Genomic DNA, 26,405 nt, shown 5'->3' on the forward strand with positions numbered 1-26,405 from the left:
GATCCGGCGGGCCGGGGAGCGGCGCGGCTTCGGAGGGGGGCTCGGTGCGGCCACGGGCTCCACGTAGTGCCGGGAGTGCGGGAACGGCGGCGCCTGCATCTTCTGCGCCCGCGCCCGCACCAGCCGGTGACCGGCCGCCTCCTGGACGCTCAGGCCCACGTCCGTCCGCTCCCGCAGCATCGCAAGGAGTTCCTCCTGGACCGGTTCCGGATCGCCCCAGGTCGCGTACAGCTTCTGCGTGCTGAGGCAGATCGGCCGCAGATCGCGGTTGAGCACCGCCTCCCACACGGCGACCGAGACGCCCGGGGTGTGCTCGGAGCGGAAGTCGTCCAGGACGACGATCCCGTCGGGGAGCAGGATCTCGCGGGCGGCGCCGATGTCGCCGTACACGTGCTCGTACAAGTGCGAGGCGTCGATGTGGACGAACCGGCAGGTGCCCGGCGCGACTTCGCCGGGGACGACCGAGGTGGGCCCCTCGATCACCCTCGGCAGGGCGTCGTGGAAGGAGAGGTAGTTCCGCTCGAAGGCCTGCCGGGTGAGGGAGGCGTACGACTTCGTGGTCTCCGCGCGATTGGCGCCGTCCGGTGCCTCGCCCCCGAACAGGTCGCACACCGTGAACCGCTCGCCGTCCCGCAGGTGCTGCCCGAGCAGGATCGCGCTCTTGCCCATGTACGCGCCCAGTTCCAGCAGGTCACCCGGTTTCTCCTGGCGCCGCAGGAACCAGCTGAACAGCATCTGGTCGAGCGGCGGGAACCAGCCGGGCACGTCGCGGAGTTCACCGGGATACCTGTACATGTGCTGTGCGTCACCCATGAGACCAGTGTGCTCGTCCAGCGGCGGCGCAGCGGTCGGCGAAGCGAACGTCAGGTGAACAGCGTCAGAGCGTCTTGTTGAGCGCGGTCCGCAGCCGCGGGGTCAGCCGGTCCTCCACGAAGCGGTTCAGCAGCCAGGCCAGGGTCAGCATCGCGGCGACGGTCAGGGCGAAGGTCACGGCCGACGGCAGGCCCAGGTCGCGGTGGAGGACCTTGATCACCACCCAGCCCAGGTGCTCGTGCACCAGGTAGAAGGGGTACGTCAGGGCCCCGGCCACCGTCAGCCAGCGCCAGTCGGCCCAGCTCAGCCAGCCCAGCGCGATCGCGGCGACCGCGACGAAGCCGAAGGCGACCACCAGCACGATGCCCAGCGAGGTGCGGTGGGCGAAGGCGTGGCGGTCGGACACGTTCCACAGCGACTGGACCGCGTAGTGCTGCCCGATCAGGAAGCTGACCGCCACGATGCCCCACGCGTACACGTCCCGCCGGTCGCGGTGGACGAGGTAGAGGCCGACACCGCCGATGAAGTAGGAGGCGTACTCGGGCATGAACACCACGTCGAGCAGCGGCTGGTGCGCGGCCCGCGTGATCGCCGCCGCCAGTGTCCAGCCGGCACAGAACATGATCACCCGGCGCCGGGAGGCCCCGGGCAGGACCACGCACAGCGCGAACAGCACGTAGAAGCGGACCTCCGCCCACAGCGTCCAGCAGACGCCGAGCACCCGGTCGACGCCCAGCGGCATCTGAAGCATCGTCATGTTCACCATGACGTCGCTCGGCGACAGCGCCTTGTAGGCGACCATCGGCAATGCGAACACCGCCGTGACCAGCAGAACCGCCGCCCAATAGGCGGGCAGCAACCGGGAGGCGCGGGAGGCGAAGAACGACTTCAGGGGCCGGCCCCAGCCGCTCATGCAGATCACGAATCCGCTGATCACGAAAAAGACCTGGACGCCGAGGCAGCCATAGGAGAAATAGGTGTGCAGCGTCGGGAACTGGCGTTGTGCGGAGCTTCCCCAGGACTGGGTGATGTCGCCGCCCCGGCCGCCGTAGTGGTACGCGGCCACCATCAGCGCGGCCACCAGCCGCAGTCCGTCCAGGGCCCGCAGCCGGTTCTCCCGGGGGCGCGGCGCGGGCAGTGGCCCTTCCGGCCGCCGGGGCAGGTCGGGTGCCGGCCGGACGGTCATGCTGGTCACGGAAATCCCCTTCGCAAGCTCCGAAGAGCCTATGTCACTCCTGTGGATGCGCCTCAGCACGTTAGTCCGAATCACGGCGATGTCTTACTCGCCGGATCAACGATTGGCCTTCTGGTCCCGGTGAGTTCACCTGAATGTCGTTTTGACTTCCTAAGTTCGCCCAGAATCCCCCCACGTCGCAGTAAACCCAAGAACTTGCCTTTGCTTTGGCAAGAAAACAACAGGAGTGCCATGACGACGGTCCAGAAGAGGCGTGCACGCGCGCGTGGAGGGGAGCTGGACGACTGCCTGCGCGCCTGCGCGGCGCACAGCGGCAAGGTGGTCGGCAGCATCGACCGCCGCCGTGTCGAACTCGGCGAACAGTTGCGCAAGCTGCTCGTCGTCTGGGGCACCACCGCCACGGCCACCCCGGCGGCGCCCGCCCCGTCCGGTGCGACCGCCCTGCTGAAGCGAGCCGTCAAGGGTGCCGCGAGCCCCTCGTCGGACATCCCGGCCGAACTGCTCGACGCCCTGCTGGCCGTCGCCAACAAGGCCCTGGAGTGCGGCTACGACGACGAGCTGAACCTGGCCCTGATCATCAGCGACACGGTCCTCGCCCAGCGGAAGAACTCCCGGGCCGGCTGGCGGCTGCGCGCCCGGCTCCTGGAGGCCCTCGGCGAGGAGACGGAGGCGCTGGAGGCGTACGAGAAGTACCTGAGCCTCACCGACGACGACGGCTTCGGTGTCCGCGCCCGGATCGCGGGCCTGCGTATCGCGGGGGAGAAGGAGCGCGAACTCCTCGAACTCCTCAAGGGCCAGGTCCCCGGCGCCCGCGCCTTCGCCGGCCGCCCCGCCACCGACGTGTGGGCCGAGGGCCTGGCCGCGCACGCCGTCGGCGACTGGACCGAGGCCGAGCCGCGGCTGGTGGGAGCGCTCCTCTCGCTGGCCGGCGAGAACGCCCCCGTGCAGGAGCGGCAGGAACTGCTCAGTCAGTACCTCGACCTGCGCTCCACCGAGGACACCGACGGCGCGGCGCTCACCCGGGCCGTCGCGCTCTACGCCGAGCAGCGCCGCAACCGCATGCGAGGCCCCGTCGCCGACCCCGGCATCGGCGGCGTGCAGTGGATCACCCTCGGCGAGTTCCGCAACCAGATCGCGGGCAAGTCGATCTGCCTGATCGCCAACTCCGGGCGTGTGGGAGCGAGTTCGATGGGCGCCGAGATCGACGCGTACGACCTGGTCGTCCGCTTCAACTCGTACCGGATCGACCCGAGGCACACCGGCGCCAGGACGGACATCCACGTCACGATCCACAAGCACGGCTTCAACTGGGACCAGCAGGTCACCACCCGCCTCGTCTTCGGCGGCGTCTCCGGCGACTGGAAGTACTCGCTGCGCAACCGCCTGGTGCCCGGCGCCCAGACCTACCTCGGCGACGAGTCGCTGCGCTGGCCCCTGCGCAACATCGGCAAGGTCGGCACCGACGTCTGGTCCGGCATCCCGACCTCCGGCTTCAACATGCTGTGGCTGCTGGACTTCCTCGACGTGAGCCCGAAGCTCGACCTGATCGGCTTCGACTTCTACGAGAGCGGTGCCTACCGGGTCCAGGAGGCGATGAAGCTCGCCATCACGTCCGTGCACGAATACACCAGCGAGAAGGCATGGGTCATGGAGCGGGCCCAGAGCGTGACCGACATGAGGATATCCCTGCGATGACCACCAACTCCCTGATCGGGACCACCGCCCCCCTGGCCCCGGTGACCGACGCGCACGCGCTCACCGGCAAGCGGAAGATCGCCTTCGCCAGCTTCGTCGACGAGAACTACCTGCCGGGCTTCCTCGTCCTGCTGAAGAGCCTCGCGCTGACCAACCCGGACGTGTGCGAGGACTTCGTCGTCCTCTACGACGACCTGCGCCCCGGTTCGATCGCGCAGATCCGCGCCCTGCATCCGAGGATCGTCCTCCAGCGCGTCGACGCCGAGCGCTACGACTCGTACAAGAAGGGCGACCAGGACAACTACCTGGTCCGCAAGGCGTACTTCATCCTGGACGTCTTCAGGATCCGCGCGTACGACACCATCATCACCCTCGACACCGACATGGTCGTCCTCGGCGACCTGAGCGAACTCCTGCGGCTGCGCGAGGGGCTCGCGGCCGTCCCGCAGTTCTTCTACGGGCAGCACAAGCTCAACTCCGGTCTGCTGGTCATCCAGCGCGAGTACCTGAGCGACTCCTTCTGCGCGAAGATCGACAAGTGCGGCCGCTCCGGCGACTACGAGCTCGACAAGCACGACCAGGGCATCCTCAACGCCGTCCTGGACGGCGACTTCGTGCGCCTCGACGCCCGCTACAACTTCGTCAAGCGGCGGCTGTCCGGCGACCTCGCGGTCCCCGACGACACCGCGATCCTGCACTTCACCGGGCGCCACAAGCCCTGGCAGGGCGGTGAGGCCGGGTACAGCCGGGCCGAGGAGCGCTGGCGCGAGTTCGAGCTGTCCGACGCCGAGTTCCAGGCCGCCTACATGGAGCAGCAGGGCGGCCTGCACCACGACCTGATCGTGCACTACGGCACCCCGCACGTGGCCCGCACCGGAGACGTCGAGGCCGCGCGCAAGGTGGCCGCCGCCCACATCTCCTCCGGTGACTACCAGGACGCCGTCGACGTCCTCAGCGGCGTCCGCATCCCGCTCGACGAGGCCTGGCCGCACGAGGTCCTCGGCCACGCCCTGATGAGCGTCTCCCGCTACGACGAGGCGAAGACCCAGCTCCTGCTGGCCTCCGCCGCCCCCAACCGGGCCGCCACCGCCTACGCCCGCCTCGCCCAGATGGCCTGGGTGCACGGCGACAACACCGAGGCCCTGCGGCACGCGACCGCCGGCATGGCCGTCGACCCGACCCACCGCCCCAGCCGCCTGTGGGCGCAGCGCGCCTCCGCCGTGCCGCCCCAGGAACTGGGCGCCCCCGAGGACCAGTTGGCGCATGTCGCCTTCTACATGGACCGGCAGGGCAACGCGGGCGACAAGCTCCTCCCGGAGAGTGTCCGCTCCGCCTTCGGACCCGACACCACCTCGCGCCGCTGGCACTCGGTGCACGCCCACCGCCTCTTCGACGAGGGCGCCCTCCAGCGCGTCAACCGCCGTCGCGGCCTGGTCATCGGCGGCGGCGGCCTGTTCATCCCCGACACCATGCCCAACGGCAACAGCGCCTGGCAGTGGAACGTCCCGGACGCACTCCTGAAGCGCATCGACGTGCCCATCGCGGGCTTCGCCGTCGGCTTCAACGCCTTCGACGGCCAGTCCTACCGCGCCAACCGCTTCCGCGACTCGCTCAGGCTCCTCGTGGAGCGGTCCTCCTTCTTCGGGCTGCGCAACCACGGCTCGATCGAGAAGGTCCGGGCCATGGTCCCGTCCCACCTCCACGACAAGATCCGCTTCCAGCCCTGCCCGACCACGGTCACCCGTCAGCTGGTGCCCGGCTGGCAGGACCCGGCCAAGCGGGACGACACGATCCTCATCAACGCCGCCTACGACCGCGCGGGCCTGCGCTTCGGCCACGACTACGGCTACTTCCTGGCCCAGATGGCCAAGGCCGTCCGTGACCTGGGCGAGCTTGCCCAGGTCCAGTGCGTGGCGCACTCCCTGGACGACGAGAAGATCGTCTTCGACCTGCGTCGCGAGCACGGCATCTCGATGCCGGTCATCCCGATGTACGACTTCGAGAACAAGGAGATCCTCGACCTCTACGCCCGCACCAAGCTGGTCATCGGCATGCGCGGCCACGCGGGCATGATCCCCTTCGGCTGCGGCACCCCGATCATCAGCCTCATCTCGCACCCGAAGATGGCGTACTTCCTGCGGGACATCGACCGGCCCGAGTGGGGCGTCTCGGTCCACGACCGCCACCTCGCCGACCGACTGGTGGAGCGCTCGACGGAACTGCTCGCCGACCACGACAGGACGGTCGCCGACGTCCACGGCCGCCAGCGGGAGCTGTGGAAGGTCACCGAGTCCAACGCCGCCGACCTGCGCGTCCTCCTGGGCGGCTGAGTACACGGCATGACGACGACGCTGGCCGACGACACGACCGTACGGCCCACCGCGCACAGCGGCCGCCGCCCGTCCCTGTGGTGGGCGGCGGCCGCCGTGCCGTCCGCGGCCACCGTGCTCTACGCGGTGCTCACCCGCGGTCTCACCGGCGACCTCCACTACGTCCTGGCCGCCCTGCGCACCGGCCGCGCGGCCGGCTACTCCCCCTCCGAGGTCTTCACCCACCGCCCGTTCTTCTACCGGTGGTTCGTCGTCCTCCTGGACCGGCTCGCCTTCTTCGGGGGCACGGCGGTGCGCGAGGCGGTGATGAACGCGGCGGGCGTCCTGCTCGCCGCCGCCGCGGCGTACGCCCTGTACGCGGCACTGCTGCGCCGGACCACGCTCCGCGAGGCCGCGGTGACGGCCGGCGCCACCGGACTCGCCCTGGCCCTCGCTCCCCGCAACGACTTCCTCCAGCCGGAGTGGACGGCCGTCGTCCTCACCGCCTTCGCCGTCGCCGCCGCCCTCGGCCCCCGGCGGCCCTGGCCCGCCGCCCTGCTCGCCGCGCTGCCACTCGGGCTCGCGGTGATGATGAAGTACTCCACCGCCGCGACGGCCGCGATCGGAGTACTTCTCGTCTACGCGGTCGACCGGGGCCGGGCCGTACGCATCACCCTGATCGGCATCCCGGCCGCCCTGGCCCTGTTCGGGCTCAGCGTCCTCGCGGGCACCCGAGAGTGGCAGTGGACCGAGGACATGCCGCAGATCAACCAGTCCGCGCTCAGCCGGACCGGCATCCGCCCGCACTTCATCCTCGAACGCACTGCGGACTTCCTCGCCGACCGCGCGGTCACCAGCCCGGTGCTGCTGCTCCTGCCGGGCGCGCTGCTGCTGGTCCTGACCCGGGTGCGGGGCCGGCTGCGCCGCACCGAACTCCTCGTGATCGCCGCGCTCATCGGTCTCGCCGCACAGGCGGTCGTGGTCGTGCAGGGCAACTGGTTCCTGTACCACGGCGCGCAGATGCCCGTGGTGGCCGCGGTCGTCTGGGGTGTCGCGGTGGGCGGCGCGCGCAGGTCCCCACCGTGGTGCTTCGGGGCCGTGTCCCTGCTGTACGGCGTACTGCCCGTGCTGTACGCCCAGTTGCCCGGCAGGTTCCAGCGGCCGTGGGAGGTCTGGGCGGCCGGACTGGTCGCGCTGCTCGCGGCCGCGGTGGACGTCCTGCTGGTGAAGCGGCTGCGGAACCGCTCGGCCGTCCTGGTCGCCCTGTCCGGCATCGTCCTGCTGGCCGCGAGCATCTGGCCGGGCTCCCCGCACCTGGTGCTGCACGGCAAGGTCACCGTCACCGGCTCCGGGTACCTGGAGCAGCAGCGGCGCACGGCGGACCAGGTCGACCGGATCGCCGCCGAACTGCCCGCCGGCGCCCCCGTGCTGTACCTGGCCTTCGGCGAGACGGCGTACGACCTCGACCACCCGGCCCAGTGCCGCTACCCGATCGCCACGTTCCTTCAGCGCACCCGCTATCTGCCGGACGTGGCCGGGCTGAAGTCGTTCAAGGAGAACGCCGACTGCGTCGACCACGACCCGGCCCCGTACGCGGTGCTGGAGCGGCCCTGGTTCCAGCCGGGCCACGTCGACCCGGAACTGTGGCGCCGGGTCACCGCCGTGTACGACTGCCCACCCGGAAGGCCGGGGGAGCGGCTGGTGCTGTGCGTCAGGCGTTGAGCCCGAGCGCGGCGGTGACCTCGCGGGCCATCGCCACCGAGTAGCTCTGCCCGCGGTCCTGCGGGTAGATCTGCGCCATCGTGGCCAGCGTGACCCGGCTCATGGGCGTCTCATGGGCCGGGATCAGCGCCCGGTACTCGGGCGTCACCACCGGCTGGGCGAACCCGGCCTTCGAGAAGTGCCAGGTCTGGATCCAGGACCTCTCGAAGGCCGGGTTGATCCGCCGCAGATACGGCACGAACGCGTCGAGCAGCTTGCCCGGGTCCGTGGTGAACCGCCAGTCCTCGCGCTCCACGTAGTTGCCGACGTAGAGGATGTGCCGGCCGCCGTACACGGACGGGTCGATCATCTTCGTGTGCTCGACCACCGCGAGGAACGGGAAGTCCGGCTCGTTGATGTTGAGCCAGTAGTACGGGATCGCGCTGCGGTCCAGCTCCAGGACGAAGCAGGTCGCGCCCAGGTACTGGTTCTTCCACACCGCGCTGTCGTCGGGCAGCCCGGCCGCCTTCGCGAAGGCGGGCTGCGGGGTGGTGACGATCAGCCGGTCGAAGGCGTACGACGATCCGTCCGCGCAGGTCACGACGGCCTCGTCGGCCCCGTCCTGCCGGATCGACTCCACCGCCTTGCCGAACTCGACCTTCCCGCCGCGCTCCTCGATCCCGTCCTTGAGCGCCGCGTAGACCCGCTCGAACCCGCCGTCCACATAGCCGAGTTCGAAGTTCCGGCAGTGGATCCGCGCCCACAGCCACGCCATCGACACGTGTTCGGCGCGGTCGCCGAACTTGCCGCGCAGCAGCGGCTCCCAGATCGCGGCGGTGGCCTTCTTCCCTGCCCACCTGCGCAGCCAGGCCAGCGCGGTGAGGTCGTTGTAGCGGTCGCCCTTGCGGACCGCCTTCAGCAGCGCCGACGAACCGGCGAAGCGCACGGCGTCGACCGGGCCGAACTCCGGGTGGCGCAGCATGTCGAAGGGCGTGGTGAAGTCGATCAGCCGCCCGCCCCGGTAGATGCCGGTGGTCGGCTTGTGAAAGCGCAGGGCGTCACCGAGCCCCAGCTCCTCGATGAGCGCGATCATCGCCTTGTCGCTGCGGAAGATGTGGTGGTAGTAGCGCTCCAGCGGAACCCCGCCGACCTCCAACGACGCGGCCAGGCCGCCGAGTTCGTCGGCCGCCTCCAGGACGGTGACCTGGTGTCCGGCGCGTACGGCGTCCCAGGCGGCGGTGAGGCCGGTGGCACCCGCGCCGATGATGCCGAGGTTCATGCGAAGCTCCACTTTCTGTTGAGCACGAACTGGAGCGCCAGGACCAGCGGCAGCGAAGCCGCCTTGATCATGTTGGCGTCGATCCCCAGGCCGTCGGTGAAGGCGAGGAAGAGCAGGTTCGTCAGGGCGATGCCGGTCAGGCCGACGGCGTAGAACCGCAGGAAGCGCACGACGAGGCGGTCGCGGCGCTCGAAGGTGAACCGTGCGTTGAGCACGAAGTTGTTGGCGATGCCGAGCGTGGTGCTGATCGCGTTGGCGAACTGCTCGTTCATCCCGGCCGCGTTGTGCAGCAGCAGGAAGACGACGAGGTCGAGGACGACCCCGCTGCCGCCTATCAGGGTGTAGCTGAGCAGCTGCCGGGACAGCCGTCGCCGGGCCGGAGCGGTGCCGGTCGCGGTCGACGTGGTGTCAGCGCTCACCGTCGCCGCCGATCACGTCGCGCACCAGATACAGCGGCCTGCCCTGCGCCTCGCTTTAGATGCGCCCGATGTACGCGCCGATGACGCCGAGGGACAGCATCTGCGTGCCGCCCAGGAACAGCACGACGCACATCATCATCGTCCAGCCGGAGACGGTGATGTCGGGGCGGAAGAACTTCATCGCGAGCGCGTAGAGAATGCCGAGCAGTGACAGCACGAGGACCACGAAGCCGAGCCGGGTGATCATCTTCAGCGGGGCGGTGGAGAAGCTGGTCATGCCGTCGATCGCGAGGCGGGCCATCTTGCGCAGCGGGTACTTCGTCTCGCCCGCGAAGCGTTCGTCGCGGTCGAAGGACACCTCGGTCTGCCGGTAGCCCATCGAGGCGACGATCCCGCGGACGAAGCGGCTGCGCTCCCGGTACTTGCGCAGCTCGTCCGCGACCCGCCGGTCAAGGAGGCGGAAGTCCCCGGTGTCCAGCGGGATGTCCACGTCGGTGGAGGAGCGCAGGACCCGGTAGTAGAGGTGGGCGGTGGCCCGCTTGAACGCGGTGTCCTGGCGGGAGCGCCGGCGGGCGTGCACGATCTCGGCACCCTCCCGCCAGGCGTCCACCAGCTCCAGGCTGACCCGCGGCGGATCCTGCAGATCGGTGTCCATCACGATCACCGCGTCGCCCAGGGCGACGTCGAGGCCCGCGGTGATGGCGATCTGGTGCCCGAAGTTGCGCGCGAAGTCGACGACGCGGACCCGCTCGTCGTTCTTGGCGAGGTCCTTCAGGATCGCCAGGGAGCCGTCGCCGGAGCCGTCGTTTACGTACACCAACTCGTAGTCGAACTCAGGGCGTTCACCGAGCGCCGTGGCCAGCTCGGTGTGGAACGCCTTGATGCCGTCTTCCTCGTTGTAGACCGGGAGGACGTACGAGACGAGGGAGCGGCGAACGGGCTCCGGCCCCGGTGGCGTCAGCTCTGCCGGGACGACATCGGGTATTCGCGGTCGAATGTCCTGCTGGGGCATTCGGAGAAGCTATGGAAGGTCTGTGAACTTCCGCCGAACTGGCCGTGGCCGGAAGCCGTCCGCACTGTCAATCGTTGGGCGTGAAGAGCAGGTTCCGTGTCTTGGGCGGCCGGGGCGCGTACCACGGGACGAGTGTGCCGTCGTCCTCGGTGATCCAGTGGCAGTCGTAGCCGAGAGGGTCGAACTCGGCGAGGAGGATCTGCATGTCGGCGTCCCGCAGCGCTTCCAGCAGCACGGTCGGCCGGTCGCGCTTGAGCACCTGGCGGGCCCCCTTGAGGACCGACAGCTCGTGACCCTCGACGTCGATCTTCACGAGGTCCAGCCTGGTCTCGGCGAACACCTCGTCGAGGCACACCAGCCGGATCCGCTTCTGCTCGGCGTCGGCGGCACCGCCCTCCAGGGTCGACCCCGTGGACAGGAGGTTGCCCGCGAAGCGGACGCTGATCTCGGCCCAGCCCGCCTCGCCGGACACGCCCGCCTGGTGGAGCTTGACGTTCTGGGCGGTGTTCGACCGCACGTTCACCGAAAGGCGGGCGTGGATCTGGTCCACGGGCTCGAAGGAGTGGACCTTCGCCTTCGGGTTGCCGAGGGCGGCGATCATCGAGAAGTAGCCGACGTGCGCCCCGACATCGGCGATCGTCGTGCTCTTCGCGGCGAGCCGGGACCAGGTGGCGAGGCTGCCGGGCTCATAGCCGAACCGGCCGTTCCACAGCGTGTCCAGAGCGACCGCCTCGTCATTCACGCAGAACATCACGAAGGGCGGGCAATAAGGGGAGTCGATCTCCACATAGCCGCGAAAAGGAAACTTTTTCCGATGGGCACGGATGATGTCGCTGGTGGCGACCGGCCGGACGGATGGTGCGTGCGCCAGCATGCGGGCGTTGGCTTCTTCGAGCTGGGGGATACGCATCCCGCGATGGTAGGGGTGCCGTGTGGACTTGTCATAGGTTCCGCACACCGCGAAAAGGCCAGGCCATGAGCGTATGACCTGGTCTTTCACGAAGGGTCGCGCACGCGTTTCCCGTGGTTCACCCAGTGTTTCGCCTAGCGTTTCACAGCCTTCTTGAACGCTCGCGCCCGCCGCACCACACGGCGCGCGGTGGAACTGCGCGGCAGGAACGTCAGCCGCTCCGGAATTCCGCCCGGCAGCCCCAGCGACGTCAGGCGCTTCTTCCGGAAATAGCGGCGGGTACGCGGGCCGAAGTGCTGGGAGAGAAAGCGTTCCGCGGCCGGGCGCAGCGACGGGTAGATCTGCGGCTGCAGGGTGAAACCGAGCGCGGTGATCAGGGCGTTGAGGAGGTCCCCGGGAACGGCCTCCTGCCCCTCTCGGCCCTCCAGGTCCGGCAGCACCGCGTCGGCCAGCACCACCGGGACCCGGTTGCTGTTCTGGTACGGCGTCAGCCGCTCCAGGAGCAGCTCGGTGCCGACTCGGGCGGCCGGCAGGTCGTAGAGGGCGGAGGCCGTGAACAGCGCGGTGGAGAAGCAGCCGACGACCAGCGCGGGCCGGGCCTTGGCGAACAGCACCTCGGCGAGCACCGGGGTGTCGAGGACGGTGAGGTCCACGCCGAGCTTCTCGGCCTCGGCCTCCAGCGCCCGGCTGTAGCGGGCCGGTGCGCTGGGGTGCGGCTTGAACACGACCGAGCGGTGCCCGCCGGCGACCGCGCCCTTCAGCATCCGTACGTGCAGGTCCTCCTCCTCCGCGGGGGAGAGGATGTCCAGCGCCGAGAGGTACTGGCCGAGCAGGAGCGCCGCGTTGTCCGGCAGGGGCGGCAACCCCTCCACGGCGGCGGTCAGTTCGCCCATCGCCTTCAGGAACGCGGACGTCGGCACCACGACCGGCGGTACGTCGAACTCGGTCAGCAGCATCGGCGTCAGGCCCGCCACCAGGTCCAGGTGGAGCAGGCGGCGCACCCGCGTGCCGACCAGCGGGTCGAGCTTGTTGCGGGTGGGGCCGTAGCTCATCAGGCCGTCGGCGTAGACGTCGACGGGGGCACCGGTGAAGATCTGGGCGACGGTGAGCGCGGGGGCGACCTGGATGGACTCCAGGACCAGTTCGACACGGTCCTCGCCGAGGCCCCACAGCAGCCGCAGGTAGCGCTCGAAGAGGGGGATGTCGTCCGGGCGGGGCGTCCAGGAGCCCGGGTGGAAGGGGCGGATCGCCTCGTTCCAGGACAGCACCTCGTCGAAGTGGTCGCGCAGCGGTGCGAAGCCCGGCATCTCGTCCAGCGGCGTCGAGGTCTCTGGTGTCGCCGTGTTGTTGAACACCAGCAGCACCCGGCGCTCGGGCTCCTCGAAGAGGTCGGAGTCGATCGCGGCGGCCAGGGTGACCGCGCCGTACAGCGTGGAAGCGCAGAAGATCTGGGTCGTTTTGCGGGAGCTGGTCGTGGACATCACGCGGCCGCCTTCGCAGTCGTGGCCCGCCGCCGCAGCCGCCGCAGCTTGGCGGAGCGGCGCAGGTCCATGGTGTCGAGCACGTCACCGAGCATGTCCTGCGGCATCCGCCGTATGGCCGCCGCGCTCATCGCCCGCAGCTGCCTGGCCACGGACGGCTCCCACTTGGACTCGTCGGAGAGATGGTGGGCGATGATCGCGCAGTAGGTGCGGACCGCCTTGGGCAGCAGCCGGTCGGCGTCCCGGTCCGCCGCCGTCTCCTCGACGACCTGGTCGAAGGCGCGGATGAAGTCCAGTTGGCGGGCGTCGCCGATCTGGGTGAGGGAGGAGGCCACCCCGCGCCGGTAGAACACCCCGAGCAGGCTCACCACGGCGAACGACTCGGCCTCGCGGTGCAGCTTCCAGATCCATGGCCGGTCCTCGGCCGTGCGCAGCCCGTCGGTGAAGTGCAACAGGCCCCGGTCGAGCAGCCGGCGGTGGTAGGCGCCGGCCCACGCGTACGCGTAGTCCACGGACGTCGAGCGGTCGGCGGGCAGGATCGCGTCCCGCGGGTTCAGCACCTCGTTCCGCCGCCCGATCGGGACCCGGTGCACGGTCCGGGCGCGCGCCACGGTCTGCACATGGTCGGTGCGGACGAAGTCGCAGCCCAACTCCTCGACGGCGACGACCAGCTGGGTGAGGTAGCCCGGCGCGAGCCAGTCGTCGCCGTCCAGGAAGGTCAGATACTCGCCGCGCGCCGCGTCCAGGCCGGTGTTGCGCGCGGTGGCGAGCCCCCCGTTCGTCTCGTGGTGGAGGACCTGCACCTGGGCGACCTTCGAGAGTTCCTCGGCCGCACGGTCGAGAATCGCCGGTGTTTCGTCCTTGGATTTATCGTTGACCAGCACGAACTCGAAATCTCGCCGCGCATTCATGCGAAGACTTCGGAGGGTGTCCGGGGCGTATTGCTGCACGTTGTAGAACGGCACGATGACGGAGAGCTTTGGCACCCGAGAAACGCTAGAAGGCGGTCCGGCAGCGGAACTTTCCGGCAAGGGGACTGCGGGTGAACTCGATGTGTCGGAACGGTGCATCCCGTGTACTTCCCGGTCTTCGGCGGGCCAGTTCGGCTCTCGGTGGGCTGTTGTTAACTTTTCGTTGATTCGCGGTTGGGCAGGACCTCGAATTTGCTTCCTAGCGTCGTCGTCGTGCCGCCAAGTACACCGAAGTCCCTTCGAATCGCCGTCCTCGCGGACTCCGACACCCGCTGGAAATGGGGTGCGCTGACCGCCGACCGCATAGCCCCGGGCCCGTCCATGGAAGCCGGACCCCGAGGCGAGGCGCAAGTCGGCCTCGCGCTGGACGGATACCTGCTGCGCGGGCGGGCCACGCCCACCGCACGCCAGCTCGAAGAGGTCGGCGTGCGCGCGGACTCCCTGCGGGAGGTCACCGCCGTCGAGTTCCTGCGCGCCATGGCCGAGGAGTCGTACGACATCGTCGTGCTGGCCCTCGTCGGCGGCGGCGTCCAGGCCATGCTGCACGGCCTGGCGCGGCTCTGGGACGGCCTGGAGAATCGGCCCGGACCCAAGAAGCGTCCCGTCGTCGTCACCGGCTATGTCGGCGTCGTCTACGAGAAGCTCGCCGACGGCCTGCTCCTGCGGCACGGGGCCGACCTGGTCCTCGCCAACTCCCGCCAGGACGCCGAGCGTTTCCGCGCGCTGTACGAGGGCGTCGGCGCGGATGCCTCGTCGGTCACGGAGGTGGCGCTGCCGTTCCTCGGCGGGGCGGCCTACGAAGGCGAACACGACCCGTACACCGTGGTGTTCGCGGTCCAGCCCTCGGTGCCGGACAACCGCAGGGACCGCGTGTACCTGCTGGACCGCCTCATCCGGCACGCCCGGCTGCACCCCGAGCGCGAGGTGCTGCTCAAGCTGCGCTCCAGGCCCGGCGAACACACCACGCACATCGAGGAGTTGCCGTACCAGAAGCTGATCCAGCGGCTCGAACCGCCGGCCAACTTCCGCCTGGTCTACGGCAACATGGGCGAGGTCCTCGACCGGACCGACCTGCTGGTCACCATCAGCTCCACGGCCGCACTGGAGTCACTGCACCGGCGCATCCCCACGGCGGTCCTCACCGACCTGGGCATCCGCGAGGTCCTCGGCAACCACCACTTCGTGGGGTCCGGCTGCCTCGCCTCCTGGGACCAGCTCGACGCGGGCCACCGGCCGGTGCCCGACGAGGAGTGGGTGGCCCGGCAGGGCGTCGTCGCCGGGGGCACCTCCCAGACGGAGTCTGGGGGAGGCACCTACGCCGACGCGTTCGACGCGGCCCGTGAGCGCATCGCCAAGCTGCTGGCCTCGCCCGAGCGGCCCCCGCTGACCCCGTACTACACACCCGTCACCGCCCCCGGCTACCTCCCGGGCATCCTCGCCCGCCACCACCTCGGCCCCGACGGCACCCCGCTGCCCGGCGCCCCCGCCCACGACAAGGAGCCGGGCCCGGTGCGGCAGATCGTGCGCCGCGCGGCCCGGGGCGCCTACCGGCACGGGGTGCAGCGCGTGGCTCCGGTGATCCGGCGGATGGGGGAGCTGTGACCACCTTCCGGAGCCCTTTCCAAGGAGCTGAACCCATGTCCCACCCGCAAGCGGGCCAAGGCGTCTCCATGCGCCGCGTGCTCGCGGTGATTCCCGCGCGCGGCGGCTCCAAGGGCGTGCCCGCGAAGAACCTCGCCCCGGTCGGCGGGGTGCCCCTGGTGGCGCGAGCCGTGCGCGAGTGCCGGGCCTCCCGCCTGGTGACCGACGTGGTGGTCTCCACCGACGACCAGGCCATCGCTGCGGCGGCCCGCTCGGCCGGTGCCGAGGTCGTGCTGCGGCCCGCCGCCATCGCCGGCGACACCGCCACCTCCGAGGCCGCCGTCCTGCACGCCGTGGACGCCCACGAGGCACTGCACGGAGCCACCGTCGACGTGGTGCTCCTCGTGCAGTGCACCAGCCCCTTCATCATCCGCGAGGACGTGGACGGAGTGGTCGGCGCCATCGTCGACAACGGCGCCGACTCCGCGATGACCGTGGCCCCCTTCCACGGCTTCGTGTGGCGCGACGCGGACGACGAGGCCCGCGTCGGCACCGTCGAGGAGGCCGACGCGGCCGTCGGCGGCGGCTACGGCGTCAACCACGACAAGTCCTTCCGCCCGCGCCGCCAGGACCGCCCCCAGGACTTCCTGGAGACCGGCGCCGTCTACGGCATGGACGCGCCCGGCTTCCGCAAGCACCAGCACCGCTTCTTCGGCCGCACCGAACTGGTCCGCACCGACCCCGCGCGCGTGCTGGAGATCGACGACCACCACGAGCTGGCCCGCGCCCGCGCGCTGGCCCCCCTCTTCGACGCGGACCGCCCCGGTTCGCTGCCTTCCTTCGAGGACGTGGACGCGGTCGTCCTGGACTTCGACGGCACCCAGACCGACGACCGGGTGCTGATCGACGCCGATGGAAAGGAGTTCGTCTCCGTGCACCGCGGCGACGGACTCGGCATCGCGGCCCTGCGCAACAGCGGCCTGAAGATGCTGATCCTCTCCACGGAGCAGAACCCGGTCGTCGCCGCCCGCGCACGGAAGCTGAAGATCCCCGTGCTGCACGGCATCGACCGGAAGGACCTCGCGCTGAAGCAGTGGTGCGAGGAGCAGGGCATCGCGCCCGAGCGCGTGCTCTACGTCGGCAACGACGTCAACGACCTCCCGTGCTTCGCCCTCGTGGGCTGGCCCGTGGCGGTCGCGAGCGCCCACGACGTGGTACGCGGCGCCGCCCGTGCGGTCACCACCGTCCCCGGTGGCGACGGCGCGATCCGAGAGATCGCCAGCTGGATCCTCGGCCCCTCTCTCGACTCCCTCACCAAGTAAGGAAACTGCCTGCCATGTCTGTCAACTCCCGCCTGCGCACCTTCGGCACCGAGCGCATCGCCGGTCCCGGCCAGCCCGTCTACATCTGCGGCGAGATCGGCATCAACCACAACGGCGAGCTGGAGAACGCGTTCAAGCTCATCGACGTGGCCGCCGAAGCCGGCTGTGACGCCGTGAAGTTCCAGAAGCGCACCCCCGAGATCTGCACCCCGCGCGACCAGTGGGACATCGAGCGCGACACCCCCTGGGGCCGGATGACCTACATCGACTACCGCCACCGCGTGGAGTTCGGCGAGGACGAGTACCGCCAGATCGACGCGTACTGCAAGGAGAAGGGGATCGCCTGGTTCGCCTCCCCGTGGGACACCGAGGCCGTCGCCTTCCTGGAGAAGTTCGACGTGCCGGCCCACAAGGTGGCCTCCGCCTCCCTGACCGACGACGAGCTCCTGAAGGCGCTGCGCGCCACCGGCCGCACGATCATCCTGTCCTCCGGCATGTCGACCCCGAAGCAGATCCGCCACGCGGTCGAGGTCCTCGGCTCGGACAACATCCTGCTCTGCCACGCCACTTCGACGTACCCGGCCAAGGCCGAGGAGCTCAACCTGCGCGTGATCAACACGCTCCAGGAGGAGTACCCCAACGTCCCGATCGGCTACTCCGGCCACGAGACGGGCCTGCAGACCACCCTCGCCGCGGTCGCCCTGGGCGCCACCTTCGTCGAGCGCCACATCACCCTGGACCGCGCCATGTGGGGCTCCGACCAGGCCGCGTCCGTCGAGCCGCAGGGCCTGGTCCGCCTGGTCCGCGACATCCGCACCATCGAGGCCTCCCTCGGCGACGGCGTCAAGAAGGTCTACGACTCCGAGCTCGGCCCGATGAAGAAGCTGCGCCGCGTCACCGGCGTGATCGCCGAGGCGGAGATCGCGGCCGCCGCGGGCGAGCCGATCTCGGTCTGAACCACCAGGTGCCGGGTCCTCGGCGGCTGTCCGCCCGGGGACCCGGTGTTGTCACCCGCGCCTCATGAGCGCCTTACGACGGGACGGTCGTACGTCGATGAGCCACCGCGCCGGGAACACCGGCACCCACACTCTCGCGTTCGTCGAGAGCCCGGTCCAGCTGCTGAACGTGCTGGAGTGGGCGCACGCCCACGCACCCGGCGCGGAGCTCGTCCTCGTCGTGCTGTCCCCGACCGACCCCATGACCCGCGGCCAGCTGCGCCGGATGGCCGAACTCGCTCGCGAGGAGGGCCACGAGGTCCGCTGGGAGGAGGCGAGGGGCGGCCCCGCGGCCCCCTTCCAGACCATCGGCGGCCTGGCGGGAATGCTCCGCAGGGCGGACCGCGTGGTCCTGGGCGACCCGTTCTCCCGCTACGTGCAACTCCTCCTGACCATCACCCGCGCCCCCGACCTGGTCGTCGTCGACGACGGCACGGCCACGATGGAGTTCGTGTCCCAACTCGCCCGAGGCGAACGCCTGGTGCGCTGGCACCGCAAGGGCGGCCGCCCCAGCCCCCGCGACCTCGCCTTCGCCCCGATCTCGGCGGCGGCCCGCAAGCGCCTGACTCCGGGGGAGGGCCGGGGGGTCGAGATCTTCTCCTCGATGCCGATGGCGGAGACCCCGGCAGGCGTGACGGTCTCGTCCAACGCCTTCGCCTGGACCCGCGCTCGCTTCGGCCCGCCGCGCATCACCAAGGGCGCCGACATGGTGGGCACCTCGCTCGTCGAGACGGGCGTGGTGGACGCCGACCGCTACCTGGAAGCCGTGACCCGCCTGGCCAAGACCCACGGCGCGACCCGCTACTTCGCCCACCGCCGCGAGGCGACGGAGAAGCTCCACCGACTGGCCGTGGAGACGGGCCTGGAGATCGTCCGCCCCGACCTCCCCCTCGAACTGATCGCCCGCCGGGGCCCCATCGGCCGCACGATCCTCAGCTTCCCCTCGACGGTCGTCCACACGCTCCCCCTCGCCCTGGCCGGCACGGAGGTTCGCGTCTCGGTCTGCGACATCGACCCGGACTGGCTGACGGAGACGGCCTCGCCCCGGGCGCAGGGGTTCCTGTCGGGGGTGACGGGGTCGGCGCGGGATGTGCACCGGTTGTCGGCGGTGGCGACGGGGTGAGTCCCAGCCGTTTTGATGAGAGCTACGACGGCGCGCTATTCCTCGGCTGGGGTGGGGGCTTGGGGGAGGTGCAGTTGGAAGCATGCGCCCAGAGTTCGGGGGGTGAGGGTCAGGGTGCCTTGGTGGCGGTGGGCCAGGTCGCGGGCGATGGCGAGGCCCAGGCCGGTGCCGCCGTGGTCGCGGGAGCGGGCGTCGTCGAGCCGGACGAAGCGTTCGAAGATGCGCTCGGCGTCTTCGGCGGGCACGCCCGGTCCGTCGTCGTGCACTGTGAGGTCGACCCGGCCGTCCTGGTTCCGGACGGTGATCTGGATGCGGTGTGTGGCGTGGCGGGCGGCGTTGTCGATGAGGTTGCGCAGCAGTCGTTCGTATGCGTCGGGGCTTCCGTGCACGTACGCGGGGCCGTCGCTGTCGCAACTCAGCTTCCACGGCCGTTCGTTGAGGGAATATTGCTCCGTCAGCCGGGAGGCGAGGGCTGTCAGGTCGACGGTCTCGGGGCCGGCTGCGGGCGTGCGGGTGTCGAGGCGGGCGAGGAGGAGCAGGTCCTCGGTGAGGGCTTGGAGGCGGCGGGTCTGCCGTGCGGCGGTGGTGGCCGCGGCGGGCCAGTCGGTGCGTTCCGGGTAGGCGAGCGCGACTTCCAGGCTGGCGAGCAGTGTGGTGAGGGGGCTGCGTAGTTCGTGGGCGGCGTCCGCGACGAAGCGGCGCTGCTGGGCGGCGGCGTCGTCGAGGCGTTGGAGGGTGGTGTTGATGGTGGTGGCCAGGGCGGCGATCTCGTCCCCCGTCTCGGGGACGGTGACGCGTTCGCGGGGGTCGTTCGCGGTGACCGAGGCGGTGAGGACGCGGATGGCTTCGACCGGCCGCAGCGCGATACGGACGGCGACGTAGGCGACGGCGGCGATCAGTACGAGGCTGACGAGCCCGGCCCGCAGCAGCAGGCGGTCGGTGGCCTCGGTGATGGTCCCGGCGATGTCCTCGGCTGCGTGCGGGAGCACCACCACATAGACCCGCAGCTGGGCGTCGGCGGCGACACCCAGAGCGGCGACTGCGTCGCTGCTCAGTTCATCGGCCCTGACATCGTCGTACAGGACCTGGTAGGTTCCGCCGTCCTTGCCGAACCGGTCCCCGGGTGCGGAGTCGGGGCGCGCCGGCAGGCGCACGGGACGGGTCGTGTAGCCCCAGTTCGGCCCCTCGTCCGGTGGGGCGGGCAATTCGGCCTTCGGTGGGGCGGGCAGCACGTGGCGGGTGCCGGGATCGAACTCCTCCATGCCTCCGCCGTAGGCGACGGCGGCGCGTCGGCCGGTCGCGACGATCTCGTACGGCACGGTGCTTCGGCGAGCGGGAACCGCACCCTTCTCCAGCTGATCGACGAGAGCCAAGAACTGTTTCTGCGTCTGTTCTTGGGCGATCCCTGTGCTCTGGCGGTAGACGTCGTGGTGTACCCACCAGCCGATGCCGGCCAGGATGACGGCGGCGGCCGAGGCGGCGGCCAGGGCCGTGCGGGCTCGTACCGAACGCGGCCACCAGCGATGTCGCGGCCCGGTCGCATTCACGGTTGGCCACCAGCGGCGTCGCGGCTCAGTCGCGTTCACGGTCGTCCACCAATCGGTAGCCGGTACCCCGCACGGTCTGCAGGGACTGCCGGTGGAAGGCGGCGTCGACCTTCTTGCGCAGTGCGCTGACGCGCGCCTCCACCAGGTTGGGATCCCATGCTTCGTCGGGCCACGCGTGATACAGCAGATCCGCTTTGGAGACCGCCTGGCCCGCCCGGCGGGCCAGCACCTCCAGCACGGCGAACTCTCTGGGTGTGAGTTCCACCCGGGCCCCGGCCCGGCGGCAGACCCGGCCGGCGACGTCCAACGAGAGGTCGCCCACGGCAAGGACGGGTGGTGCGACCGTGGCGGCTCGTCTGACCAGGGCCCGCAGCCGTGCGACGAGCACCAGGTAGGAGAAGGGTTTGGCCAGGTAGTCGTCGGCCCCTGTGTCCAGGGCCTCTGCTTGATCCCAGTCCCCGTCCTTGGCGGTGAGGACCAGGATGGGGGTCGCGTTGCCCTCTCGGCGCAGTTGGGCGCAGACCTTGTAGCCGTTGAGTCCGGGCAGCATCAAGTCCAGTACGACCAGGGCGTATTCGCCGGTCCGGGCCATCCACAGGCCCTGCCGCCCGTCGTGGGCGAGGTCGACGCTGTAGCCCTCGGCGGTCAGACCGGTGTGCAGGGTGTGGGCAAGGGGCACCTCGTCTTCGACCACCAGGATGCGCATGCGGTGCAGCCTTGCACAGCGCCGCCCCGCCTTCCTGATCGGCCGGTCAGGTTGGATCAGCATCCGGTCAACGGGGTCCCGGCACGCTGGCGGAGTGTCTTCGCCGGAAGACAACAAGTTCTCGGACAGCCCCCAGGGGGAGACTTGCGCAGACAAGTGAAAAGAGCGTCCGTGGCCACGATCGCCACGGCGGCAGCCGTGGCCCTGGCGGCGGGCATGACCAGCCCGGCGTCGGCGGAGGCCGAGAGTGCAGCCAATGACCCGGCCGGCGCCTCGGCGGTGCAGACCGCGCCCAAGCACCGCATCACCCTGATCACCGGCGACCGCGTCGTCGTCGACGCCAAAGGCCGTGTCGTCGGCCTGGAGCGGGCCAAGGGCCGTGAGGGGATACCCGTCCAGATCCGCAAGGCCGAAGGACACACACTCGTCGTGCCGACCGACGCCGCGCGGCTGATGGCCACCGGCAAGCTCGACCAGCGGCTCTTCGACGTCACCGAGCTCAACAAGGCGGCCAACCGCAAGGCGCAGAAGCAGGGACTCAAGCTGATCGTCGGCTACCGCGGCGCGGCCGCGGCGGCGAAGGCGGACGTCCGTGACGCAGGTGACACCGAGGTCCGCAGGACTCTCAAGTCGCTGAACGCGGACGCGGTGCTGACGCCCAAGGGCGACGCGCCCGACCTGTGGGCCGCGGTCACCGACACGGGGTTCGACGGCGCGAGGACCGCCTCCGGTGTCGCCCATGTGTGGCTCGACGGGGTCCGAAAGGCCAGCCTCGACAAGTCCGTCCCGCAGATCGGCGCCGACAAGGCGTGGGCAGCCGGGTACGACGGCAAGGGCATCAAGATCGCCGTCCTCGACACCGGTGTCGACAGGACCCACGCCGATCTCAAGGGTCAGGTCGTCGCCGAGAAGAACTTCTCCACCGCCGCCGACGCGATCGACAGGTACGGCCACGGCACGCACGTGGCGTCCATCGCGGCCGGCACGGGCGCCGGGTCCGCGGGCAAGTACAAGGGCGTCGCGCCCGGAGCCAAGCTGCTCAACGGCAAGGTGCTCGGCGACGACGGCTACGGCGAGGACTCCGGCATCATCGCCGGTATGGACTGGGCGGTCGAGCAGGGCGCCGATGTCGTGAACCTCAGCCTGGGCGGCGCGGACACTCCCGACATCGATCCGCTTGAGGCCCAGGTCAACAAATTGTCCAAGGAGAAGGGCACCCTCTTCGCGATCGCCGCGGGCAACGACGGGGCCCAGCAGACGATCGGCTCCCCGGGCAGCGCGGAAGCCGCGCTCACCGTGGGCGCTGTCGACGACAAGGACAGGCTGGCCGAGTTCTCCAGCATGGGCCCCGGCCTCGATGGACAGATCAAGCCCGACGTGACCGCGCCCGGCGTGGACATCACGGCAGCCTCGGCCCCGGGCAGCGTCATCGCCAAGGAGGTCGGCGAGAAGCCGGCCGGCTACGTGAGCATCTCGGGTACGTCGATGGCGACCCCGCATGTCGCGGGCGCTGCGGCGATCCTGAAGCAGCAGCACCCCGACTGGACGTACACCCAGCTCAAGGGCGCGCTGACCGGCTCCGCCGAGGGCGGCGCCTACACGCCGTTCCAGCAGGGTTCGGGCCGGATCCAGGTCGACAAGGCCATCAAGCAGACCGTGGTCGCCGACCCGACGTCGGTGAGCTTCGGCCTCCAGCAGTGGCCGCACACCGACGACACGCCGGTTACCCAGAAAGTCACGTACAAGAACCTCGGGACGACCGACGTCACGCTGACCCTCGCGGTGGCGGGCACCAACCCGAAGGGGCAGGCCGCACCGGCCGGCTTCTTCACGCTCGGCGCGAAGACGCTGACCGTCCCGGCGGGCGGCTCGGCCTCCGCCGACCTCACGGTCAACACCAAGCTGGGCGGCACCGTCGACGGCGCCTACTCCGCGTACGTCACCGCGACCGGTGGCGGCCAGAGCGTCCGCACGGCGGCGGCGGTGCAGCGCGAGGTGGAGTCGTACGACGTCACGCTGAAGTTCCTTGGCCGTGACGGCAACCCGGCGAAGTACTACGGCACCAGCCTGGACGGTGTCTCCGGGCTGGCACAGGGCAAGTGGTACGCGCCCTACGACGAGTCCGGCACCGTCAAGGTCCGTGTTCCCAGGGGCGGTTACATCTTCAACTCGTCCGTCTACGTCGACCCGGACGACTACGCCAAGGGCTTCGACTGGGTGACGCAGCCGAAGCTGAGCATCACCAAGAAGGCCACGATCACGGTGGACGCGCGGACCGCCAAGCCGGTGGACATCACCGTGCCCGACACGGCGGCGAAGTCGAAGGTCGCTACGCCGATGTACACCGTCGGCGTGCCGGACGGCAGCTACTCGTACGGCTGGTGGCTGGACTCGTACGCCAACTTCCGTACCGCGCACGCCGGCCCGCAGATCACCGACGGCAGCCTCTACCAGCAGTGGGGCGGTCACTGGGTCAAGCCCGCCGCGGAGTACGACACCCTCGCCGGCGGCAAGGTCAAGCAGCTCGCCACCGGCTACACCAAGCACTACAAGGCGAGTGAACTGGCCACGGTGAAGACCGGTCTGGGCGCCTCGTCGAGCGGCAAGAAAGGCGTGATCTACGCCTGGGGCGAGCTGCCCGGCAGTACAAGCACCTTTGCGCCCGGGGTCCAGCAGACGCTGCCCGGTACACGTACGCTGCGCCTGTCCACCGCGGGCGGGGCGAAGTGGAAACTCGACTTCGAGCAGCACGGCGGCGTCGACGAGTCCGGCTCCCCGATCGTCGAGGCCTTCTACACGCTCGGCACCCCGCAGACCCTCAAGGCCGGCAAGAGCTACGAGAAGACCTTCAACACGGCTGTCTTCGGCCCGCGCGTCGGCTCAAGCCTCGGTATCTACCGCGAGGGCAACGGTATCTACGGCTCCCTGCCGCTGTTCACCGACGGCGAGACCCACTCCGGCTCCTCGCTCTACTCGTCGGCCACCACGACCCTCTACCGCAACGGCACCAAGGTCGGCTCGAACAGCGACCCACTGGAAGGGGCGGGCATCTTCAAGGTCCCGGCCGGCGACGCCGCGTACAAGCTGACCACCTCCGTCAAGCGCAGCGTCAAGGTCGCCGCGGCCTCCACCCGCGTCGACGCCAGCTGGACCTTCCGCTCCAAGAAGGCCGACCTGGCCAAGCTGCCCGCGTCCTCGATCCGCTTCGACGCGGCCGTCGGTCTGGACAGCAGGGCCCCGGCCAACAAGAAGATCTCCGTCCCGGTGACCGTCCAGGGCTCGGCAGCGGGCTCGAATCTGAAGTCCCTGTCGGTGTACGTGTCGTACGACTACGGCCAGACCTGGAAGAAGGTCACCGTCAAGAACGGAAAGATCGCGGTCACGAACCCGGCCAAGGGCAAGGGGATCTCGTTCCACGCCAAGATCGCCGACAAGAAGGGCAACAAGTCGACGATCTCGATCTACAACGCGTACTACGGGAAGTGACCTGATCCGGTGGATCACCGACAGGTTCGCTGAACGCGCTGATACATGGCCGGCCCACCGGAAGATCTCCTTCCGGTGGGCCGGCCCGAGCGGTGAAACGGTAGTTCTTCGACTGCTCGGCGACCTGGTGGTCACGGGTGGGGACGAGGTGAGGTCGGCCCGGGGCGCCCTGCCGACGTTTCCGTCGGTGGGTTTCCCCGGACCGCCTCCCGCACCCGCCGTGCGCGTCTCTACCGGAGAAAGAAGGTCCCCTCTCCTTGGCCGAGCACAGCCTGAGGAAAACCAGTTGAACCCAGGTTCGCCGGTGCTTGCGGCGAAGCCACCCAAAGACCTGCTTCCAGGTATAGGCCCGCAGGTAGGTGAAGGTCGCCTTCGACGAACCGTGCTCGAAGTAGGCGGTCCAGCCCCGCAGCACCTGATTGAGCTGGTGCAGCAAGTGGCTCCGCTGCCCTGTGTCACCGACGCGAGCCGCGCGCTCAGGTGCGCGAGGTCTGTGGCCCGACCACGGAACTCCACGAGGGGACTGCCTTTCCGGCGCGCTAAAAGCCGTCCTGTGCCGGCTTCCTCGCCAGCAGGTACGCCCGGGACAGCTTCTCCTCGCCAAGGGGCTCCCTTAGTACCCGGAGGATCACCTGGAGGCCCGCCTTGGTCAGGGGCTCGGCCACCGCCTCAGGGGTGCGCAGCCAGTAGTCCAGGGAGATCTTGTGGCCGAAGCGTTCGTCGAGGTGCAGGTGGGTGCCGCCGGGTTCGTACTGGAAGCCGATCAGGGCGTGGGCGCCGGGGGCGAGGACGCGGTGGAACTCGGCGAAGGCTGTGCCGAGGTGCTCGTCCGGTACGTGGATGATCGAGTAGAGGGCCGTGATGCCGCCCAGCGTCTCGGACGGCAGGTCCAGCGATGTCATCGAGCCCACGTGGAAGCGGAGGTCCGGGTGGGCCCGGCGGGCCAGTTCCGCCATGCGCGGAGAGACATCCACACCGAATACCGGGATGCCGAGTCCGTGGAGCGCCGCGGTCACATGTCCCGGGCCGCTGCCGATGTCGGCCACGGGGCCTGCGTTCTGCTCCTTCACCAGTTCCGCGAAGCCGGTGATCTGGGCTCTGTCCAGCGTGGGGATACCGGCCCAGTCGGAGAACTGCTCGGTGTAGGGCTCGGCGATCGTGTCGTACGCGGTGCGGGTGGCCCGTATGAAGTCGGGGGTCTCGGCGTTCACGGGCTGCACCCTAGTAGGGCGTCACGAGGTGGCGGGTGCGGTTTCCCTGACGGTCATCGGGGGTTGGCGAGTGGGGACTTCAGCGCTTCGAGGAAGGCCGCGAAGGGCCCGGCCGGGAAAGTGAGGGCGGCCCTGGTGGGGGCCTTGGAGTCGCGTACGGCTATGTGGGAGCGCAGGTCCGCTATCTCCACGCAGTCGTTGCCCTCGCCGCCTCCGGAGTACGACAAGCGCGTCGAGGAACGGCGCGAAGGCTGCGGTCGGGAAGGTGAGGACGGCGCCGCCCAGGGACTTGGAGTCGCGTATGGCTATGTGGGCGGGGGAGGTCGCGATCTCCACGCAGGAGTCGCCGTCACCGGGGCCTGAGTAGGACGAACTCCGCCAGTTGTCGGGAGTGCTCATGGGGGTGTCACAGCGATTTGGCCAGCCTGCAGATGCAGCCACGCAGGCAGTCAACGGGAGGCGTGCGGGGTCTTCACGGCTTCGAGGAATGCGATGAAGGACTCCGCGGGGAAGGTGAGGGTGGCGCGGGCCGGGGACTTGGAGTCGCGGATGGCTATGTGGGTGGGGCGGGTTGAGATCTCTACGCAGGCGTTGCCGTCGCCGCCGCCTGAGTAGGACGACTTCCGCCAGTTGTCGCGTGCGCTCATTG

At 69.9% G+C, this 26,405-nt stretch carries 22 protein-coding genes and 1 pseudogene; 8 read left to right on the top strand and 15 right to left on the bottom strand.

Translation table 11 applies throughout. The features are described from left to right. Both H293_RS0115160 and H293_RS0115165 read right to left on the bottom strand, forming a co-directional pair. Positions 1-813 (bottom strand): class I SAM-dependent methyltransferase (locus H293_RS0115160; protein WP_020118712.1); only part of this gene is annotated, 813 nt, incomplete at its 3' end. 64 nt (positions 814-877) lie between these two features. Continuing rightward, on the bottom strand, positions 878-1,999 hold the full coding sequence (locus H293_RS0115165; protein ID WP_020118713.1) for an acyltransferase family protein: 1,122 nt from the start codon (positions 1,997-1,999) through the stop codon (positions 878-880). Between the two features lie 240 nt (positions 2,000-2,239). Here H293_RS0115165 and H293_RS0115170 point away from each other — a divergent pair, with 240 nt between their 5' ends. Genes H293_RS0115170 through H293_RS0115180 form a run of 3 tightly spaced genes read left to right on the top strand, consistent with a single transcriptional unit; the run spans position 2,240 to position 7,734 of the window. Beyond that, the gene (locus H293_RS0115170; protein ID WP_020118714.1) at positions 2,240-3,703 is read left to right on the top strand and encodes a glycosyltransferase family 29 protein; all 1,464 of its coding nucleotides are present in this window, start codon (positions 2,240-2,242) and stop codon (positions 3,701-3,703) included. Then, the gene (locus tag H293_RS0115175) at positions 3,700-6,033 is read left to right on the top strand and encodes a glycosyltransferase (protein ID WP_020118715.1); all 2,334 of its coding nucleotides are present in this window, start codon (positions 3,700-3,702) and stop codon (positions 6,031-6,033) included. Before H293_RS0115170 ends, H293_RS0115175 begins: the two co-directional genes overlap by 4 nt. A 9-nt stretch (positions 6,034-6,042) precedes the next feature. Further along, complete coding sequence (locus H293_RS0115180) at positions 6,043-7,734, top strand: hypothetical protein (RefSeq protein WP_020118716.1); 1,692 nt, start codon at positions 6,043-6,045, stop codon at positions 7,732-7,734. Here H293_RS0115180 and H293_RS0115185 read toward each other — a convergent pair. The 6 genes from H293_RS0115185 to H293_RS0115210 all read right to left on the bottom strand — a co-directional run bounded on the left by H293_RS0115185 (position 7,724) and on the right by H293_RS0115210 (position 13,800). After that, complete coding sequence (locus H293_RS0115185; RefSeq protein WP_020118717.1) at positions 7,724-8,992, bottom strand: NAD(P)/FAD-dependent oxidoreductase; 1,269 nt, start codon at positions 8,990-8,992, stop codon at positions 7,724-7,726. The genes H293_RS0115180 and H293_RS0115185 overlap by 11 nt on opposite strands. After that, a complete protein-coding gene (locus tag H293_RS0115190) occupies positions 8,989-9,411 on the bottom strand; it encodes a GtrA family protein (RefSeq protein WP_020118718.1) in 423 nt (140 codons plus the stop codon). The genes H293_RS0115185 and H293_RS0115190 overlap by 4 nt, the downstream gene beginning before the upstream one ends. Positions 9,412-9,466: 55 nt before the next feature. Next, positions 9,467-10,423 (bottom strand): glycosyltransferase family 2 protein, encoded by a 957-nt coding sequence (locus tag H293_RS52705; RefSeq protein WP_020118719.1) that lies wholly within the window; start codon positions 10,421-10,423, stop codon positions 9,467-9,469. A 67-nt stretch (positions 10,424-10,490) separates the two neighbouring features. Next, positions 10,491-11,333: an FkbM family methyltransferase gene (locus tag H293_RS0115200; protein ID WP_078612581.1), complete on the bottom strand. Its 843-nt coding sequence runs from the start codon at positions 11,331-11,333 to the stop codon at positions 10,491-10,493. Positions 11,334-11,467: 134 nt separating this feature from the next. Continuing rightward, positions 11,468-12,814 carry an alpha-2,8-polysialyltransferase family protein gene (locus H293_RS0115205; protein ID WP_020118721.1) on the bottom strand — a complete coding sequence of 449 codons (1,347 nt, stop codon included), beginning with the start codon at positions 12,812-12,814 and terminating at the stop codon, positions 11,468-11,470. Beyond that, complete coding sequence (locus H293_RS0115210; protein WP_028807866.1) at positions 12,814-13,800, bottom strand: glycosyltransferase family 2 protein; 987 nt, start codon at positions 13,798-13,800, stop codon at positions 12,814-12,816. Before H293_RS0115210 ends, H293_RS0115205 begins: the two co-directional genes overlap by 1 nt. A gap of 198 nt (positions 13,801-13,998) precedes the next feature. Here H293_RS0115210 and H293_RS0115215 point away from each other — a divergent pair, with 198 nt between their 5' ends. The 4 genes from H293_RS0115215 (at position 13,999) to H293_RS0115230 (ending at position 18,806) form a co-directional block, all read left to right on the top strand. Beyond that, positions 13,999-15,387: a DUF6716 putative glycosyltransferase gene (locus H293_RS0115215; protein WP_028807867.1), complete on the top strand. Its 1,389-nt coding sequence runs from the start codon at positions 13,999-14,001 to the stop codon at positions 15,385-15,387. A gap of 35 nt (positions 15,388-15,422) precedes the next feature. After that, the gene (locus H293_RS0115220) at positions 15,423-16,688 is read left to right on the top strand and encodes an N-acylneuraminate cytidylyltransferase (protein ID WP_020118724.1); all 1,266 of its coding nucleotides are present in this window, start codon (positions 15,423-15,425) and stop codon (positions 16,686-16,688) included. Positions 16,689-16,702: 14 nt separating this feature from the next. Next, positions 16,703-17,644, top strand: a complete 942-nt coding sequence (locus H293_RS0115225) for an N-acetylneuraminate synthase family protein (protein WP_020118725.1) — start codon at positions 16,703-16,705, stop codon at positions 17,642-17,644. 97 nt (positions 17,645-17,741) lie between these two features. Then, positions 17,742-18,806 carry a hypothetical protein gene (locus H293_RS0115230; protein ID WP_020118726.1) on the top strand — a complete coding sequence of 355 codons (1,065 nt, stop codon included), beginning with the start codon at positions 17,742-17,744 and terminating at the stop codon, positions 18,804-18,806. Between the two features lie 35 nt (positions 18,807-18,841). Here the strand turns inward: H293_RS0115230 and H293_RS0115235 are convergent, their stop codons facing one another. Together H293_RS0115235 and H293_RS0115240 are read right to left on the bottom strand one after the other, a co-directional pair. Beyond that, positions 18,842-20,353, bottom strand: a complete 1,512-nt coding sequence (locus H293_RS0115235; protein WP_020118727.1) for a sensor histidine kinase — start codon at positions 20,351-20,353, stop codon at positions 18,842-18,844. A 25-nt stretch (positions 20,354-20,378) separates the two neighbouring features. Continuing rightward, on the bottom strand, positions 20,379-21,059 hold the full coding sequence (locus H293_RS0115240) for a response regulator transcription factor (RefSeq protein WP_020118728.1): 681 nt from the start codon (positions 21,057-21,059) through the stop codon (positions 20,379-20,381). Between the two features lie 156 nt (positions 21,060-21,215). On the opposite strand from H293_RS0115240, the gene H293_RS0115245 reads away from it, so the two are divergent. Further along, positions 21,216-24,545, top strand: a complete 3,330-nt coding sequence (locus H293_RS0115245; RefSeq protein WP_028807868.1) for a S8 family peptidase — start codon at positions 21,216-21,218, stop codon at positions 24,543-24,545. Here the strand turns inward: H293_RS0115245 and H293_RS54815 are convergent. The 5 genes and pseudogenes from H293_RS54815 to H293_RS0115260 all read right to left on the bottom strand — a co-directional run bounded on the left by H293_RS54815 (position 24,439) and on the right by H293_RS0115260 (position 26,403). Further along, positions 24,439-25,149: a group II intron maturase-specific domain-containing protein gene (locus H293_RS54815; protein ID WP_078612582.1), complete on the bottom strand. Its 711-nt coding sequence runs from the start codon at positions 25,147-25,149 to the stop codon at positions 24,439-24,441. The two genes, H293_RS0115245 and H293_RS54815, sit on opposite strands and share 107 nt — an antisense overlap. Beyond that, positions 25,085-25,756, bottom strand: coding sequence for a class I SAM-dependent methyltransferase (locus tag H293_RS0115250; protein ID WP_028807869.1), 672 nt, complete (start codon positions 25,754-25,756; stop codon positions 25,085-25,087). Before H293_RS0115250 ends, H293_RS54815 begins: the two co-directional genes overlap by 65 nt. A gap of 53 nt (positions 25,757-25,809) precedes the next feature. After that, entirely contained in the window at positions 25,810-25,983 is a 174-nt protein-coding gene (locus H293_RS60115) for a DUF397 domain-containing protein (protein ID WP_033415409.1), read from the bottom strand. Between the two features lie 58 nt (positions 25,984-26,041). After that, a pseudogene (locus tag H293_RS60120) lies at positions 26,042-26,155 on the bottom strand (DUF397 domain-containing protein); the annotation flags it as partial. Between the two features lie 50 nt (positions 26,156-26,205). Continuing rightward, positions 26,206-26,403 carry a DUF397 domain-containing protein gene (locus H293_RS0115260; RefSeq protein WP_020118731.1) on the bottom strand — a complete coding sequence of 66 codons (198 nt, stop codon included), beginning with the start codon at positions 26,401-26,403 and terminating at the stop codon, positions 26,206-26,208. Positions 26,404-26,405: the final 2 nt, after the last annotated feature.

The sequence above is a fragment of the Streptomyces canus 299MFChir4.1 genome, from assembly GCF_000383615.1.
Taxonomy (GTDB): domain Bacteria; phylum Actinomycetota; class Actinomycetes; order Streptomycetales; family Streptomycetaceae; genus Streptomyces; species Streptomyces canus_C.

Excerpts from the sequence above, each read along its gene's own strand:
- H293_RS0115240 (WP_020118728.1), bottom strand. The coding sequence starts at position 21,059 with ATGCGCATCCTGGTGGTCGAAGACGAGGTGCCCCTTGCCCACACCCTG.
- H293_RS0115200 (WP_078612581.1), bottom strand. The coding sequence starts at position 11,333 with ATGCGTATCCCCCAGCTCGAAGAAGCCAACGCCCGCATGCTGGCGCAC.
- H293_RS0115180 (WP_020118716.1), top strand. The coding sequence starts at position 6,043 with ATGACGACGACGCTGGCCGACGACACGACCGTACGGCCCACCGCGCAC.
- H293_RS0115205 (WP_020118721.1), bottom strand. The coding sequence starts at position 12,814 with ATGTCCACGACCAGCTCCCGCAAAACGACCCAGATCTTCTGCGCTTCC.
- H293_RS52705 (WP_020118719.1), bottom strand. The coding sequence starts at position 10,423 with ATGCCCCAGCAGGACATTCGACCGCGAATACCCGATGTCGTCCCGGCA.
- H293_RS0115230 (WP_020118726.1), top strand. The coding sequence starts at position 17,742 with ATGAGCCACCGCGCCGGGAACACCGGCACCCACACTCTCGCGTTCGTC.
- H293_RS0115260 (WP_020118731.1), bottom strand. The coding sequence starts at position 26,403 with ATGAGCGCACGCGACAACTGGCGGAAGTCGTCCTACTCAGGCGGCGGC.
- H293_RS0115175 (WP_020118715.1), top strand. The coding sequence starts at position 3,700 with ATGACCACCAACTCCCTGATCGGGACCACCGCCCCCCTGGCCCCGGTG.
- H293_RS0115165 (WP_020118713.1), bottom strand. The coding sequence starts at position 1,999 with ATGACCGTCCGGCCGGCACCCGACCTGCCCCGGCGGCCGGAAGGGCCA.
- H293_RS0115225 (WP_020118725.1), top strand. The coding sequence starts at position 16,703 with ATGTCTGTCAACTCCCGCCTGCGCACCTTCGGCACCGAGCGCATCGCC.
- H293_RS0115170 (WP_020118714.1), top strand. The coding sequence starts at position 2,240 with ATGACGACGGTCCAGAAGAGGCGTGCACGCGCGCGTGGAGGGGAGCTG.
- H293_RS0115220 (WP_020118724.1), top strand. The coding sequence starts at position 15,423 with ATGTCCCACCCGCAAGCGGGCCAAGGCGTCTCCATGCGCCGCGTGCTC.
- H293_RS0115185 (WP_020118717.1), bottom strand. The coding sequence starts at position 8,992 with ATGAACCTCGGCATCATCGGCGCGGGTGCCACCGGCCTCACCGCCGCC.